Source organism: Arthrobacter sp. NPDC058288, assembly GCF_042880995.1.
Taxonomy (GTDB): Bacteria; Actinomycetota; Actinomycetes; order Actinomycetales; family Micrococcaceae; genus Arthrobacter.
In genome coordinates this window covers 60,844-75,603 of the sequence record NZ_JBHVYH010000006.1, presented here as the reverse complement: position 1 = coordinate 75,603, position 14,760 = coordinate 60,844, and the positions used below count along the sequence as shown (strand labels likewise).

The window sequence follows — 14,760 nt, the reverse complement described above, 5'->3', positions numbered from 1 at the left end:
GTGCAGGTGCAGGTTGGGGGGGCTTCTCGTCGGTCTAGAGGAGTTCGTTCAGGTCCTCGACCACCAGGGTGGCGCCGGCGTCCAGGAGCGTCTGCCGGCCGGCTCCCCGGTCCACTCCGATTACCGAGTGGAAGGTGCCTGCGTTACCGGCCTGGACGCCGGACACGGCGTCTTCCACCACCACGCACTCCTCGCTGGGGAGGCCCAGCAGTTGCGCCGCGTGTTCGTAGGTGGCCGGGCTGGGTTTTCCGGGCAGTCCCGCGGCAGCGGCGGCGACGCCGTCCACCACCACCGGGAAGTGGTGTGCGAGTCCCGCGGCTTGAAGCACGGCCGGCGCGTTGCGGGAGGAAGAGACGACGGCGACCTTGAGTCCCAGCGCGAGAACGGCTTCCAGGAAGCGCACCGAGCCCTCGTAGGGTGCTACGCCGCCTGCTTCGACAATGTCGTTGAAAACCTTGTTCTTGCGGTTCCCGAGGCCGTGGACCGTGTTGTTGGCGGGGTCGTCGTCCGCCGGGCCCTCGGGCAGCACGATGCTGCGTGAGGCAAGGAAGTCCCTGACGCCGTCGAACCGCGGCTTGCCGTCAATATGGTCGAAGTAGTCGCTTTCGCGGTAGCCGTCTGCTTCGGGAACGTCCTGGAGGTAGCCGTCGAAAAGCTCCTGCCAGGCGCGTTCGTGGACGATCGCCGTGGGCGTGAGCACGCCGTCGAGGTCGAAAAGGATGGCGGACGCGGCGGACCAGCTGGAGGTGGTGCTGTTGCCGGTGGCGCTCTGGGAAAGCTCAGTCATGCGGTACTCGATGTCCTTTCAGACGGCGGCAGGGGAAGTGCGTGGATACTGCAGGTTTGGTGCGGGCCGGAACCATCGGGCCCGGGGGCCGGCCCGGTGGAGTCGGGCGTCGGCGGCCGGATCTGGCGTTTACGCTCAGCGTTGTTCGCTCAGCATTTCCACTGACCGTTTTCACTCAACGTTTCCGCCGCGCGGTTTTGCGTTCGATCAGTTTGGTATCCAGCACGTGGCTGGCAGGGGCACTCAACGGCCCCGGACGTTGGAGTCCTTCGATCAGCAGGTTGGCGGCAAAGGCGCCTTGGTCGGCTACCGGCTGGGCGATTGTGCTCAGTCCCAGGAACCAGCTCATCTGATGATCGTCTATTCCTATGATGGACACGTTTTTCGGTGCTGACAAACCGAGCTCGCGCAGGGCCATCAGCGCGCCGAAGGCCGTCTCGTCGCAGCCGGCGAAGATCGCCGAGGGCATCCGGCGGTTTTCGATGAGCTCCGTCATGGCCCGGCGGCCGCCTTCGATGCTCGAACCGGCGTCCATCACCAGGTCCGGGTCCACGGTTAGGTGGTGCTCGGCAAGCGCCCGCTGGAAACCTTTGAGCCGGTCCGTGGCCGTGGCCACGGTGCGCTCCCCCGGTTCGCGTCCTGAGAGGATGGCCAGGTCCCAGTGCCCCAGGCCGAGCAGGTGGTTGGTTGCCTTCCAGGCCGCGTCCTCGTTGTCGATTCCCACGTTGTCCCAGGGGACGTTGTGCATGCCAACGCTCGCGACCGCGAGTCCGGAGGAGGCCAGGGCGTCGATTTCAGCGTCGCTCAGGGCGATGTTGAGCAGCAGGACGCCGTCCACGCGCTGGGCCAGGGCATCCAGGTCGCCGAAAACCCTGCGGTGGACGCTGGGCGTGTTGCGCAGGCTGATGAGCACGGTGTCGAAGCCGCTGTCGGCGAAGACTTCCTCGGCAGCCTCTACGGCCTGGGCGAAAAACCACGCGGTCGCGGTGGGCGCGATGATGGCCACGGACCCGGTGGTGCCGCCGGCAAGGCGCGATGCCGCCGATGATGCTTTGTAACCGAGTTTGGTGGCAGCGTCCGCCACTTTGAGGTGGGCCGTTTCCGAAACGTTGGGCAGCCCGCGCAGCGCACGGGAAACGGTGCAGATGGACAGCCCCGACAATGCGGCTACGTCCTGGATGGTCACGCGCGGTGCTCTAGCCATGCAACACGGGCTCAGCCCTTTCTTCTCCTGAAGTCCTGGGCCCGGTACATGGCCGAAGAAGAGTGTAAGCGCTTACAAATTTAGCGCGCAACTGGTTTTTCCCACGGTCGCGGAATGTTGCGGGTTTCCGGAAGCAGCGGGGGCGGTCCTGCGGCCCTCAGCGGAGGACGTAGTGGCGCAGGAAGGCGCTCACGTCAACCATTTCCGGCGTGGAAATCGTGTGGCCCATCCCCGGATAGGTCCGTGCAGTCAGCTGCGTGTTCCGGTTGAGCCACTCCTCGGTGTGCTCCACGGCGGCGTCGTTGATCACCAGGTCGGCTTTGTCCCGCCCCCAAAAGAACGGCGGCCTGGCGTCGAACGATTCGCTCATGGCCAGCAGCTCGTTGTCCAGGACGAATCCGGACAGCCCTACCACCGCCCGGAAGTCGTGCGGCCGCAGCCGCAGCAGCGTGCTGGCCATGGCCATGCCCTGGGAGAAACCCAGCAGGCTTACGCTGCTGTGCTGTGCCCGGACTGAGTTGATCCAGTCGAACACCTTGTTGCTGACGGAAATGACGTCAGCGAAGTCATGGGTCAGGAAGTAGTCCAGCAGGAACCAGCCGTAGTCATCGCCGATGACCTTGGGCGCGCGCAGCGCCGCACAGGTGAACTCCGCGGGCAACTGGCCGAAGAGGTCCGACATGCGGACCTCGTCCGTTCCGTAGCCGTGCATCATGACCAGCAGCGGTGTGCCGGCACGCTGGTCCTCCGGCCTGGACCATACAACTGTCTCCATCGCATCAGCCTAACTTTCCAAGGAGGCCCTCAGCCCGCGGTGATCACCAGTGAGGCGCTGTGGCCGCCGAACCCGAACGCATTGGAAATGCCTGCCTTCGCCGAAAGCCCATGGGTTGTCTTCGAGACGATGTTGAGGTGGACGTCCGGGTCCGTGTTGTCGAGGTTGAGGGTGCCAGGGATGGCGCCGGTGCGCAGCGCTTGGATGGTGGCGATGGCACCAAGCGCCCCGGCCCCGCCCAGCAAGTGCCCCGTGAGGGACTTTGTGGAGGTCACCGGAACGGAATGTCCGACGACGGCGCCGATGGCTTCCGCTTCGAGCCGGTCCCCCACCGGGGTGGAGGTGGCGTGGGCATGGACGAAGCCGATGTCATCTCCGGTGAGGCCGGCAGCGGCAATGGCTTTCTGCAGGACGCGGCGCTGCATGGCGGGGTCGGCCGCAACGATGTCCACGGCGTCGGAGGTGATGGCGCTTCCTGCGATGACTCCGAGCACCTCCGCTCCTCGGGCGCGGGCGTGGTCTTCGCGTTCCAAGACCACGATCCCGGCACCCTCGGCCATGACAAAGCCGTCCCGGTCGCGGTCGAAGGGCCGGGAGGCGGCCTGCGGGCTGTCGTTGCGGGTGGAGAGCGCCCGGATCTGCGAGAACCCGCTGATGGTCAGGCCGTTGATGCAGGAGTCCACCCCGCCGGCGATCACGATGTCCGCGGCGCCGCTCCGGATCATGTCGGCCGCCTGCGAAATCGCTTCAGCCCCGGAGGCACAGGCGCTGACGGGGGTCCGCGCCCCGCCGCGGGCTCCCACGTCGATCGAGACCCAGGCGGCGGGGCCGTTGACCATGATCCGGGTGAGGGTGTGCGGCGAAACCCGGCGGGGCCCCTTTGCGTCCAGGGTCCGGGCCTGCTCCAGCGTGGTATCCAGCCCGCCGTAGCCGGAGCCGATCACGACGGCGAGCCGTTCCGGGTCAGTATCAGGCCGCCCGGCGTGGGCCCAGGCTTCGCGGGCGGCGATGAGTGCCAGGTGGCCGCAGCGGTCCATTCTCTTGTATTCCAAGGTGGAGAGCAGCGACGGAACGTCCGCGGTGACGCGCCCCGCGATGCGCACAGGGAGCCCGGCAACCCATTCGTCGTCGAGGGGCGCAATTCCGGAGCGGCCCGCCAGGAGCGAGTCCCACGTTTCGCCGGCGGTTGAGCCGACGGGAGTCACTGCTCCCAGGCCGGTGACTACAACCGCGGGGAATGGTTCAGACATGGGTAACACTGCTCCTGGGAATTGTTGACGCCGGATCCGCTGACGGTGCGCGTTGTTCATCGCGGACGCATCCCCCGGCTAGCCGGAGAATGCGTGCGCAATCCACAGTACGCGGGCCGCACCGCTGGTTGCCGGTGTTACTTCAGGGCGCGCATCGGCTGCACCGGTTCCCACTGTCAGTTCGAAGTCGACGGCCTCCGCGGATGGGCATATCCCGTGCGTAGAATCCGCCGGAATAACGACTCGGACACGGCCGCGGCGTGCAGCGTCCGCCTCATTGAAACAGCCGGGGGCGGCCTGTAGCGTGTCGCTAGACAGCAAGCTGATCAAGTTTTGCCCGCACGTCCCCCGGACAACTAGGAGCAAGTCATGAGAATCGGTTCCTCCATTTTCCTTATCGCCCTCGGCGCCATCCTGGCCTGGGCCATCACCCCGGGTCTGGTCCCGTATGTGGACCAGACCCTGATCGGCTACATCCTGATGGCCGTTGGCGTCATAGGCCTGATCGCCTCGCTGGTCCTGGCATCGCCGGGGCGCACCCGCAGGGTGAGTGAAACCAGGTCAGTGGTGGACCCGAACACGGGCGAGCGCATTGTCCGCAATGAGAGCCGGGACGGCGGCCTGTAACCATGCCCAGCCGGCCGCCGTTGTCCACGAAGAGCCGACGGACACCGGCGCACTGCACTGCGAACACCCCGGAAGCCGGGCCAGACCACCACGGTCCGGCCCGGCTTCCGCCGTCTTGAGAGGGACCCGCCCCGCCCGGCACCGGAGTTTTTGTCCACTTATCGCGACTTCGGAGGCCTCGAACTCCCCCGATCTGGACAAAAACTCCCCGCCGGAATCTTTGTTCGTGTTGTTTTCATTGACAAACCAACAAGAACAAAGATAAAGTCAAGCAATTCAACATCGTGTGATGGCAGTCACGGACCGCCGGGCACTGAGGGACCAGCAGTATTTACGCAATGGAGGGTAAGTGTTCGCCGAGGAGCGCCAGCAGCTGATCGCAGGTCTAGTCGCTGAAAGCGGCCGTGCCAGCGTGACCGCCCTTGCCGAACGCTTCAACATCACCACCGAAACCGTCCGGCGCGACCTCGCCGCCCTGGAATCAGCCGGCACCGTCCGCCGGGTCCACGGCGGCGCCGTCGCCCCGGACCGCATCAGCACCACCGAGGAAAGCATCCTCGAGCGGACCATCCAGCGGCAGCCGGAGAAGCTGCGCATTGCCGAGGCCGCCCTGGCATTCATCCCGCAAAGCCCGGCCGGCAGCATCCTCGTGGACGCAGGCTCCACCACGGAAGCCCTGGCGGACCTGATCGCCCTGCGCCTGGCAGACCCCTCCGCTTCCCCGTCCGCCGGCTCGGAAAACGAACTGGTGGTCATCACCCATGCGATCCCCATCGCCGCGAAACTGGCCGGCGAACCGGGCATCGCCCTCCACCTCCTGGGCGGCAGGGTCCGCGGCCTCACCCAGGCTGCCGTCGGGCAGTCCACCGTGGATGCTGCCCACCGAATCCGTCCGGACATCGCCTTCATCGGCGCCAACGGAGTCCACTCGGCCTTCGGGCTGAGCACGCCCGATCCTGAAGAAGCCGCCGTCAAGGCTGCCTTCGTCCAATCGGCACGCCGCATTGTGGTGCTGGCCGATTCGTCCAAGCTGGATGCGGAAACGCTGGTCCAGTTCGCCTCGTTGAAAGATCTGGACACCTTGATTACAGACAGTGAACCCAGCCCGGAACTAGCAGCGGCGCTTGCGGACGCCGGCGTTGACGTGGTGATCGCATGATTGTCACCCTGACCGCGAACCCGAGCCTGGACCGTACCGTTGGACTCCCCTCGCCCCTGCTCCGCGGGGAAGTGCAGCGCGCCATCTCCGTCAGCCAGGAATCGGGCGGCAAAGGAGTCAACGTCTCCCGCGCCCTGGTGGCCTCCGGACTGGAAACAGTGGCCGTCCTGCCGGGCGGCGACTCCGATCCCGTGCTGGCGGGCCTCCGTGAGAGCGGAGTCCCCTTCGCCGCCCTTGCCATCCACGAGCCGCTGCGCACCAACGTGGCGTTGACGGAGCCGGACGGGGTCACCACCAAGATCAACGAACCCGGCCCGGTACTGAGCGAAGACCAGCAGGAAGCCCTGATCGGGCTGCTGCTGGAGCGTTCCCGCGGTGCCAGCTGGGTTGTCCTCGCCGGTTCGCTCCCACCCGGAGTTCCGGCGGACTTCTATGCCACCGTCACCCGGCGGCTTCGCTCCACCCACGCCGGCAACGGCACCCAACAGTCGACGCCGCTCATCGCCGTCGATTCGTCCGGCGCTCCCCTCGCCGCCGCCCTCTCCGGCGACGCGTCAGGCATGCCGGACCTCCTGAAGCCCAACGCCGAAGAATTGGCTGAACTGGCTGCCGCAGCCGGTTTCGCCACGGCGTCCACCGCTGACGAACTGGAAGCGGATCCGGAGGCTGCCGCGGCAGCCGCCGCCGCCGTCGTGCGTTCCGGTGTAGGTGCCGTGCTGGCAACGCTCGGTTCCAAGGGTGCGGTACTTGTGACGTCCGACGGCGCGTGGCTGGCCACGCACCCGCCGGTCAAAGCGGTCAGCACGGTCGGCGCGGGAGATTCATCCCTTGCCGGCTACCTGCTCGCCTCCAGCCAGGGCGCCGCCCCGGCCGACTGCCTCCGTCAGGCCGTGGCACATGGTGCCGCTGCCGCCTCCCTGCCGGGCTCCACAGTTCCGGCGGTCCACCAAACCACCCCTGATGCCGTAACCATCACGGCCCTCCGGAAGGACTGACAGTGACTCAGCTCATTACTACTGATCTGGTCGAGCTAGACCAGAACCTGGGCAACTCGCCCGAGGACGTGATCCGCCATCTGGCTGGCAGGGTTGCCGCCACGGGACGCGCCACCGAGGCGGAAGGCCTCTTCACGGACGCGTTTGCCCGCGAATCCAAGACCGCCACGGGCGTGCCCGGCGGAATTGCCATCCCGCACTGCCGCTCCACGGCGGTGACGGTGCCCACCCTGGCCATGGCCCGGCTCTCGCAGCCTGTGGACTTCGGCGCCAAGGACGGCCCGGCGGACCTGATCTTCTTCATCGCAGCCCCCGAAGGCGCGGACCAGGAGCACCTGAAGCTCCTGTCCAAGCTGGCCCGCTCGCTGATCAAGAAGGACTTCACCGCGGCGCTCCGCGCAGCAACCACGCAGGCAGACATTGTTGAACTGGTGGAAGGCGCCCTTGCCGACAAGCCCGCTGCTGCCGCAGAACCCGCAGCAGCAGGCGCAACAGCCGGGGCAAGCGCAGCCGCAGCACCGTCCGCCGGCGCAGCCACCGGCGCCAGGTCCGGCCCCAAGCGCCTCGTGGCCGTGACGGCCTGCCCCACGGGCATCGCCCACACCTACATGGCCGCCGATTCACTGGTTGCCGCAGCCAAGGAAGTAGGAGTGGACCTGCAGGTGGAAACCCAGGGCTCCTCCGGCGCCAAGCCGCTGGACCCTGCGGTGATCGCAGCCGCTGATGCCGTGATCTTCGCGGTGGACGTGGACGTCCGCGGCAAGGAGCGCTTCGCCGGCATGCCGGTCATCAACGCTCCGGTCAAGCGCGGCATTGACGAACCGGACAAGATGGTCCAGGAGGCACTAGCCGCCGCGGACAATCCCAACGCCCGCCGGGTCCCGCATTACGGCGCGGAGGAGCAGGCTGAAGCCGAGGCCACCGAAAAGGGCGAGCACATCGGCCAGAAGCTGAAGAAGGCCCTCCTCACCGGCGTCAGCTACATGATCCCGTTCGTGGCAGGTGGCGGCCTCCTGATCGCCCTGGGCTTCCTGATGGGCGGCTACCTGATCACCCAGTTCGCGGACACCATTGTGGTGGACAACAGCATCTTCAACCTGCCCACCGAATACCCTGAGAACGCCTGGGGTCCGCTCGGCGCCTACCTCGGCGCCGTGCTCTTCAAGATCGGTGCCCTGTCTCTCGGCTTCCTGGTCCCCGCACTGGCCGGCTACATCGCCTACGGCATCGCGGACCGCCCGGGCATCGCACCGGGCTTCGTGGCAGGCGCCGTGGCAGGGTTCATGGGTGCAGGCTTCCTCGGCGGCATCGTGGGCGGCCTCCTGGCCGGTTACATCGCCCATTCCATCAGCAAGATCCAGGTGGCCCGCTGGCTGCGCGGCCTGATGCCCGTGGTGATCATTCCGCTGGTGGCCTCCCTCGTGGCTTCCGGCCTCATGTTCCTGATCCTGGGCGCCCCGATCGTCGCCATCACCAAGGGCCTGAACGGCTGGCTCTCCGGGCTCACCGGTGCCAGCGCCATCGCACTGGGCGTCATCCTGGGCCTCATGATGTGCTTCGACCTCGGCGGTCCGGTCAACAAGGTTGCCTACTCGTTCGCCGTCGCCGGCCTGGGTGCCGCCACCCTGGACAACCAGGCACCGTGGCAGATCATGGCAGCCGTCATGGCCTCGGGCATGGTTCCGCCGCTGGCCATGGCCCTCGCCTCCACCGTCCTGGACAAGAAGCGTTTCAGCCTGGCCGAGCGTGAAAACGGCAAGGCCGCGTGGCTGCTGGGGGCATCCTTCATCTCCGAAGGCGCCATCCCGTTCGCCGCGGCCGACCCGCTCCGCGTCATCCCCGCCAGCATGCTCGGCGGTGCCGTGACCGGTGCCATCTCCATGGCGGCGGGCGTGGGCTCGAAGGCCCCGCACGGCGGAATCTTCGTCTTCTTCGCCATCGACAACTTCCTGATGTTCGTTGTTTCGATCCTTGTCGGTACCGTCGTCACCGCCCTGGCAGTAATCGCCCTCAAGCGCTGGGCCGTCCGCAAGTCCGTTGATACCGTGGAGCCGGTTCCAGTAACTGTCTAACCCGGTTCGGACGTCTTCCAAACCACCTGTCCCGACCTGATATCCAAGGAGCACACATGTACGAACGCACCGCCACCATCGCCAGCCGCGTGGGCCTGCACGCCCGCCCCGCCGCCATCTTTGCCGAGGCAGCCGGCGAGTACCCGCACGAGATCACCATTGCCCGCCAGGGCGAACCGGCCGACGAGGCCATGGACGCCGCCAGCATCCTGTCCCTCATGAGCCTGGGCGCCTCGCACGGCGACGTTGTGGTCCTCCGTGCCGAAGGCGACGGCGCCGACACCGCGCTGGACCACCTGGTCCAGATCCTGGAAACCGATCACGACGCCGAGTAGCGGCACGGCGGGCTAGTACAGTCCGCCTCCGGTACGGCAGCCAGCGGCCGGCCCGCTGCGCCACCTCCCTTGTTCAGGGAAGACGGCGCACGGGCCGGCCGCTGCGTTTTAACTCGCGGTTTTTGACCCGCGGTTTTTGACTCGCGGTTTTTGACTCGCGGGCGCTTGAACTAAGCAGCCTTAGTAAATCCTTGTGTTTGCCTGGCGGCCCGATTAGCGTGGCATTGTGGCGACACGCCGATCAACAGACCCGCAATCGGGGGCACATTTCCCAGCGGAAAGAGGATGAAACAGTGGCTACCGTGCAGGAAACCATCGAGGTGGACGTTCCCGTGTCCACCGCCTACAACCAATGGACCCAGTTCGAGTCCTTCCCGGAGTTCATGAGGGGCGTGGAGTCCGTCGAACAGATCGACGAGACGTCGCTGCATTTCCGGACGGACATCGCGGGAGTCAAGCGCGAATACAGCGCGCAGATCACCGAGCAGATCCCCGACCGGCGCATCACCTGGGTCAGCACGGACAAGCCGCGCAACGCCGGTGAGGTCTCCTTCGAACCCCTCGGCCCGGATCAGACCCGGGTCACCGTGGCTCTGGAATGGGAGCCCGAGGGACTGCTGGAGAAAGCCGGCACGGCGGTGGGAGCGGACAGCCACCAGATCAGCGCCGACCTCAAGCGGTTCAAGCAATTCATCGAATCGCGCGGGATTGAGACAGGCGCTTGGCGTTCGGCCGTGGACAACGGAGAAGTCGAGGAAACCCGGGAAGAGGCAGGCTTCGCGGCGAACGCCCCGACGCACCACGCCCACGCGTCCGCCGCACACGCATCCTCGGCGCAACCGCCGCACACGCCCGCCCCTTCGCCGCGGCGTCCGGCAGGAATGGACCCTTTCATTGACGACGCTGAACCATCCGATCCGAGCTGACCATGCCTGAGAAGAAGAACCCAAGCCTCAAGGACCCGGAGCTGTACGAAGAACTCCGCGAAGACGGCGCCTCCAAGCAGAAAGCCGCCCGCATTTCCAATGCCGCCGCCAGCAGGGGACGCTCCGCTGTGGGCCGCAAGGGCGGCAAGAGCGGCGACTATGAAGACTGGACGGTGGCCCGGCTGAAGGCCAAAGCCAAGGAAATCGGACTGACCGGTTACTCCAGCAAGAAGAAAAGCGAGCTCATTTCAGCGCTCAGAAACTCCTGACCGCCGCAGCGATGGGTTACCGTACCTCAGGCTCCTTTTCGCCGGCTCTTGGCCGGCTCCTTGGCGACCGGCTCCGTTGCTGCTGCCTTGCCGGCGGTCTTGGCGGGAGCCTTGGCGGCAGAGTCCTTGGAAGCCGTTGCCTTGGAAGCCGTCGAGCGGGCCGCGGTCGTCTTGGCACCCGCGCCTTTCGACGCTGCGGACCGGCCCGAGGCAGAAGGCCGGGAGGCCTTGGCGGGAGCCTTCCCTTCGTCGTCGGCCTGCGCCGCGCCGCCGCCGCCCCGCTTCTTTTCCAAGCTTCGCTTGAGGGCCTCCATCAGGTCGATCACTTCGCCGCTGCCCGCTTCGGCAGCCTCGGCGCCGAACGTCTGTTCCGTATCCAGGGACTCACCCTGCTCGATCTTGGCGTCGATGAGCTTGCGGAGCTGCACCTGGTAGTCATCCGTGAACTGGCCGGGCTCAAAGTCCCCGGCCATGGAGTCCACCAGGGCCGCGGACATCTCCCGTTCCTGGGCGGATATGCGGACGGCGGTTTCCAGGGCAGGGAACGCCGCTTCCCGCACCTCGTCGGCCCACAGCAGGGACTGCAGCACCAGGACGTCGTCCCGGATCCGCAAAGCACCCAGCCGGGTCTTCTCGCGGAGGGCGAACTGCACCACCGCCACCCGGTCAGTGTCCTCGAGCGCACGGCGCAGGAGCACATAGGCCTTGGGGGACTTGGAATCGGGCTCGAGGTAATAGCTCTTCTCGAACATGATGGGGTCGAGCTGCTCGGACGGGACAAACTGGACCACTTCAATCTCGTGGCTGCTTTCCGCCGGGATGGACTTGAGTTCGTCACGGGTGAGGATCACCGTGCGGCCGTCCTCCTCGTAAGCCTTGTCGATGTCCGCGTAGTCCACAATCTCGCCGCACACTTCGCAGCGGCGCTGGTAGCGGATGCGGCCGCCGTCGGCATTGTGGACCTGGTGGAGCCCGATGTCGTGGTCCTCGGTGGCGCTGTAGACCTTGACCGGCACGTTGACCAGCCCAAATGCGATAGCGCCTTTCCAGATGGCTCTCATGGATCAAGTGAACCTCAGAGTTGCCCGGAGGTGAAGACCTTTGGCAGGCAGTAGGGAACGTGTCCGGGTCCAGGGCCGCGAACTGGTGGTCACCAACCTGGACAAGGTGATGTACCCGGAGACGGGCACCACCAAGGCGGACGTCCTGGCGTACTACGCGGCCGTCGCCCCGGTGCTGATCCCCGCCGCTGCGAACCGGCCGGCCACGCGCAAGCGGTGGGTCAACGGGGTGGGAACCGCGGAGGCCCCGGGCCAGATGTTTTTCCAGAAGAACCTGGACGAGTCCACCCCCGGCTGGATTCCGCGTGCATCCATCCGCCACAAGGAGCGCACCAACCAGTACCCCCTGGTCAATGACGCCGCCACCCTGACGTGGCTGGCCCAGATGGGTTCCCTGGAAATCCACGTCCCCCAGTGGCGCGTGGACCCGCACGGGAATCCGATGAACCCGGACCGGCTGGTGCTGGACCTGGATCCCGGCGAGGGCGCCGGGCTGGCCGAGTGCGTCGAAGTGGCCCGGCTTGCCCGCGCCATCCTGAAGGACGTTGGCCTGGATCCCGTCCCGGTGACCAGTGGCAGCAAGGGCATCCACCTCTACGCGGGCCTCGACGGCACGCAGACCTCGGACCAGATCTCCGAGTTCGCCCACGAACTTGCCCGTGCCCTGGAATCGGACCACCCGGACCTGGCTGTCAGCGACATGAAGAAGACGCTCCGCGCGGGCAAGGTGCTGGTGGACTGGAGCCAGAACAACGCGGCGAAGACCACTATCGTCCCGTACTCCCTCCGCGGCCGGCTCCGCCCCACTGTGGCCGCCCCCAGGACGTGGCGTGAGCTGGCCTCCCCCGCGCTGAAACAGCTGGACTACCGGGAGGTCATGCGGCGGATCAAGGACGGCAAGGATCCGTTCGCTGCGGTCTCCGCGGGCGGCGGCCATGTTCAGGCCCACCACGACGGCGGCGGTTCAGGCGGCGGGTCCGGGCACCGCAACAGGACAACGGCCGACGGCGGCAGCTCGGACCCGAGGCTGGAAAAGTACCGCTCCATGCGGGATCCGGAAGGGACCCCGGAACCGTTCAGCGCCGACCGTCACCGGGCTGACCCCAATGCCGGCACCATCCGGGAGCGGTTTGTGATCCAGGAGCATCACGCCAGCCGGCTGCATTACGACTTCCGGCTGGAGCGGGACGGCGTGCTGGTGTCCTGGGCGCTGCCGAAGGGCGTACCAACATCAGGGGCGCAGAACCACCTTGCGGTCCAGACTGAAGACCACCCCATGGACTACCTCGATTTCGAGGGCACCATCCCCGCGGGCCAGTACGGTGCGGGAAACGTCATCATCTGGGACCACGGCTACTACGAATGCGACAAATGGATCGCGGGCAAGGAAGTCATCGCAACCCTCACCGGCGCCGAAGGGGGCGGCCTGGGCGGGACCAGGAAGTTCGCGCTGATCCGGACCAGCCGGGACGGCGACACCACGACATCGCCGGAGCAGGCCCAGTGGCTCATCCATCTGATGGACCGCAAAGGGCACGGTGCGGCGGCAGCCTCGGGCACTCCCACTGCCACAAGAGCCCCAAGCAATGAAAAGAAGCAGGACGAGCTGCCGCCGGACGTTTCGCCTGTTTTCCCGCCAATGCTCGCCAGCGCCGGGACCCCGGCCGACCTTCGCGGCCTGGACTGGCAGTTCGAACTGAAATGGGACGGCATACGTGCCCTGATCATCGGCGACGCCGACAGGATCCGGCTCATCAGCCGTAACGGCAACGACATGAGCGCAAGCTACCCGGAACTGACGGACCGCAGTTGCTGGCCGGAGCAGAGCTTCACCGCCGACGGCGAGGTCGTCGCCGTCGGGCCCTCCGGGCGGCCCGATTTCGGGCTGCTGCAGACGCGGATGAAGCTCACCAAACCGGCCGACGTCGCCAAAGCGCGGGCAGTGACTCCGGTCCGCCTGATGGTGTTCGACCTGCTGTCCGACGCCGGCGAGGACCTCCGCAGGATGCCGCTCCGCAAGCGCCGGGCACGTTTGGAGCAGTTGGATTGGCCGGACGGCTGCCCCGTGCACCTGTCCGAAGTACTGGACCACGAGGTGGAGCACATCCTGGAGAGCGCCAGGGAACTGGGCCTCGAAGGAATCATGGCCAAGCGCCTCGACGGCCGGTATGTCAGCGGAGAGCGCAGCAGGTCCTGGCTGAAGCTGAAGTTCGAGCGGACCCAGGAAGTGGTGGTGGGCGGCTGGCGCCCCGGCAAGGGGTCGCGGCAAGGCTCCGTGGGGTCTTTGCTTGTAGGGATCCCTGACGGCACGAAGCTGCGCTACGTGGGACGTGTGGGCAGCGGATTCAGCGACCGGGAACTGAAGGAGCTGCGGCTGCAGGTGGACACGCTGTCCAGGAAAACCTCTCCCTTCACCGAGGTTCCCGCCGCCGACGCCTCCGATGCGCGCTGGGTGACCCCGGGCCTGGTGGGCGAAGTTACCTTCGGCGAATGGACCGGGGGCGGAAAACTGCGGCACCCGGTGTGGCGCGGTTGGCGCCTGGACAAGAACGCCGACGACGTCGTGGCGGAATCCGGATAATGCGTTATCGCGTGACAGCACCGAAATGCCCCGGCACCCGCCTGTTGGAGGCGGGTGCCGGGGCATTGGCGTGACTGCAGCGCCGGAATCCGGCACTCCAGGCCCTAGTCGTGGTGCGGAATCTGTGGCCGGCTGGTCCGGTGGATAGCGCCCACCGCAGTCTCGTGTTCGCGGCCGTGGAGCGTGCCGCGATCCTTGGGGTGCTTGTGCTTCCCGCTGCCGTCCGGCCATTTGGGTCCGTTTGCCGAGGCAGGGGTTGCGACGGGCTCAGTCTCCGGCGCGGGCACCTCGTCCATTGATTCAGTCAGGTGACTGGCGAGCTCCGGCTCCAGCCGTTCCCCAGGATTCTTCTCAGCCATTGTGTTCTTCCTTTCCGCATTGAAATGAAGTGTCCACCAATAGTAGGACTGCAGTTACTGCTTGTCTGCAGGCCCTACCAGCGGACTTTTTTCTGGGCAGGGCCCTGCTTGCCGCTTGCCTGCGTGGGCTTGTGGCCGTGCGAGACGCTCTGCGAGCCTGCGCCGCCGCGGGACTTGCTTGCCAGCATTTCCCGCTGCGCGTCCGTCAGCCGCGATTTGATGCCCTGGCCGGCATCCGGCGCTCCGGCATCCTTCGCTTCGGGACTCGGGCCTGACGCCTGTTCGGCGTTCCGGGGGGTGTCTTTGTCAGTCACGGATGTTCTCCTTGTGGTGCGGAATCGGGTGGCGGTCATGAGTTGC

At 66.6% G+C, this 14,760-nt stretch carries 15 protein-coding genes; 8 read left to right on the top strand and 7 right to left on the bottom strand.

All coding sequences use genetic code 11. The features are described 5' to 3' along the window. Positions 1-34: 34 nt before the first annotated feature. From ACFVWT_RS15855 to ACFVWT_RS15840, 4 genes are all read right to left on the bottom strand, one after another. Positions 35-787, bottom strand: coding sequence for an HAD family hydrolase (locus ACFVWT_RS15855; protein ID WP_390249415.1), 753 nt, complete (start codon positions 785-787; stop codon positions 35-37). Between the two features lie 175 nt (positions 788-962). After that, the gene (locus ACFVWT_RS15850; RefSeq protein WP_390249413.1) at positions 963-1,973 is read right to left on the bottom strand and encodes a LacI family DNA-binding transcriptional regulator; all 1,011 of its coding nucleotides are present in this window, start codon (positions 1,971-1,973) and stop codon (positions 963-965) included. 175 nt (positions 1,974-2,148) lie between these two features. Next, entirely contained in the window at positions 2,149-2,766 is a 618-nt protein-coding gene (locus tag ACFVWT_RS15845; protein WP_390249411.1) for an alpha/beta hydrolase, read from the bottom strand. A 29-nt stretch (positions 2,767-2,795) separates the two neighbouring features. Beyond that, a complete protein-coding gene (locus tag ACFVWT_RS15840; protein WP_390249409.1) occupies positions 2,796-4,016 on the bottom strand; it encodes a beta-ketoacyl-[acyl-carrier-protein] synthase family protein in 1,221 nt (406 codons plus the stop codon). A gap of 369 nt (positions 4,017-4,385) precedes the next feature. Between ACFVWT_RS15840 and ACFVWT_RS15835 the strand changes: the two genes are divergently transcribed. The 7 genes from ACFVWT_RS15835 (at position 4,386) to ACFVWT_RS15805 (ending at position 10,399) form a co-directional block, all read left to right on the top strand. Further along, positions 4,386-4,643 (top strand): DUF6458 family protein, encoded by a 258-nt coding sequence (locus tag ACFVWT_RS15835; RefSeq protein ID WP_390249407.1) that lies wholly within the window; start codon positions 4,386-4,388, stop codon positions 4,641-4,643. 349 nt (positions 4,644-4,992) lie between these two features. Continuing rightward, positions 4,993-5,802, top strand: coding sequence for a DeoR/GlpR family DNA-binding transcription regulator (locus ACFVWT_RS15830; RefSeq protein WP_390249405.1), 810 nt, complete (start codon positions 4,993-4,995; stop codon positions 5,800-5,802). Then, positions 5,799-6,797, top strand: a complete 999-nt coding sequence (locus ACFVWT_RS15825) for a 1-phosphofructokinase family hexose kinase (protein ID WP_390249403.1) — start codon at positions 5,799-5,801, stop codon at positions 6,795-6,797. Before ACFVWT_RS15830 ends, ACFVWT_RS15825 begins: the two co-directional genes overlap by 4 nt. Positions 6,798-6,799: 2 nt before the next feature. Further along, the gene (locus ACFVWT_RS15820) at positions 6,800-8,869 is read left to right on the top strand and encodes a fructose-specific PTS transporter subunit EIIC (protein ID WP_390249401.1); all 2,070 of its coding nucleotides are present in this window, start codon (positions 6,800-6,802) and stop codon (positions 8,867-8,869) included. A 56-nt stretch (positions 8,870-8,925) separates the two neighbouring features. Further along, positions 8,926-9,204 (top strand): HPr family phosphocarrier protein, encoded by a 279-nt coding sequence (locus ACFVWT_RS15815; protein ID WP_390249399.1) that lies wholly within the window; start codon positions 8,926-8,928, stop codon positions 9,202-9,204. Between the two features lie 293 nt (positions 9,205-9,497). Beyond that, the gene (locus ACFVWT_RS15810) at positions 9,498-10,130 is read left to right on the top strand and encodes an SRPBCC family protein (protein WP_390249397.1); all 633 of its coding nucleotides are present in this window, start codon (positions 9,498-9,500) and stop codon (positions 10,128-10,130) included. Positions 10,131-10,132: 2 nt separating this feature from the next. Then, positions 10,133-10,399 (top strand): Rho termination factor N-terminal domain-containing protein, encoded by a 267-nt coding sequence (locus ACFVWT_RS15805; protein ID WP_390249395.1) that lies wholly within the window; start codon positions 10,133-10,135, stop codon positions 10,397-10,399. A gap of 26 nt (positions 10,400-10,425) precedes the next feature. Here the strand turns inward: ACFVWT_RS15805 and ACFVWT_RS15800 are convergent, their stop codons facing one another. After that, on the bottom strand, positions 10,426-11,460 hold the full coding sequence (locus ACFVWT_RS15800; protein ID WP_390249393.1) for a Ku protein: 1,035 nt from the start codon (positions 11,458-11,460) through the stop codon (positions 10,426-10,428). Positions 11,461-11,500: 40 nt separating this feature from the next. Here ACFVWT_RS15800 and ACFVWT_RS15795 point away from each other — a divergent pair, with 40 nt between their 5' ends. Then, positions 11,501-14,041 (top strand): ATP-dependent DNA ligase, encoded by a 2,541-nt coding sequence (locus ACFVWT_RS15795; protein WP_390249391.1) that lies wholly within the window; start codon positions 11,501-11,503, stop codon positions 14,039-14,041. A 104-nt stretch (positions 14,042-14,145) separates the two neighbouring features. Here the strand turns inward: ACFVWT_RS15795 and ACFVWT_RS15790 are convergent, their stop codons facing one another. After that, a complete protein-coding gene (locus ACFVWT_RS15790) occupies positions 14,146-14,400 on the bottom strand; it encodes a hypothetical protein (RefSeq protein WP_390249389.1) in 255 nt (84 codons plus the stop codon). Between the two features lie 74 nt (positions 14,401-14,474). Continuing rightward, a complete protein-coding gene (locus ACFVWT_RS15785) occupies positions 14,475-14,714 on the bottom strand; it encodes a hypothetical protein (RefSeq protein ID WP_390249387.1) in 240 nt (79 codons plus the stop codon). Between the last annotated feature and the right edge of the window lie 46 nt (positions 14,715-14,760).

Bases quoted from the DNA above. Each gene is read 5' to 3' on its own strand.
- ACFVWT_RS15855 (WP_390249415.1), bottom strand. From the start codon at position 787: ATGACTGAGCTTTCCCAGAGCGCCACCGGCAACAGCACCACCTCCAGC.
- ACFVWT_RS15845 (WP_390249411.1), bottom strand. From the start codon at position 2,766: ATGGAGACAGTTGTATGGTCCAGGCCGGAGGACCAGCGTGCCGGCACA.
- ACFVWT_RS15840 (WP_390249409.1), bottom strand. From the start codon at position 4,016: ATGTCTGAACCATTCCCCGCGGTTGTAGTCACCGGCCTGGGAGCAGTG.
- ACFVWT_RS15835 (WP_390249407.1), top strand. From the start codon at position 4,386: ATGAGAATCGGTTCCTCCATTTTCCTTATCGCCCTCGGCGCCATCCTG.
- ACFVWT_RS15825 (WP_390249403.1), top strand. From the start codon at position 5,799: ATGATTGTCACCCTGACCGCGAACCCGAGCCTGGACCGTACCGTTGGA.
- ACFVWT_RS15815 (WP_390249399.1), top strand. From the start codon at position 8,926: ATGTACGAACGCACCGCCACCATCGCCAGCCGCGTGGGCCTGCACGCC.
- ACFVWT_RS15805 (WP_390249395.1), top strand. From the start codon at position 10,133: ATGCCTGAGAAGAAGAACCCAAGCCTCAAGGACCCGGAGCTGTACGAA.
- ACFVWT_RS15800 (WP_390249393.1), bottom strand. From the start codon at position 11,460: ATGAGAGCCATCTGGAAAGGCGCTATCGCATTTGGGCTGGTCAACGTG.
- ACFVWT_RS15790 (WP_390249389.1), bottom strand. From the start codon at position 14,400: ATGGCTGAGAAGAATCCTGGGGAACGGCTGGAGCCGGAGCTCGCCAGT.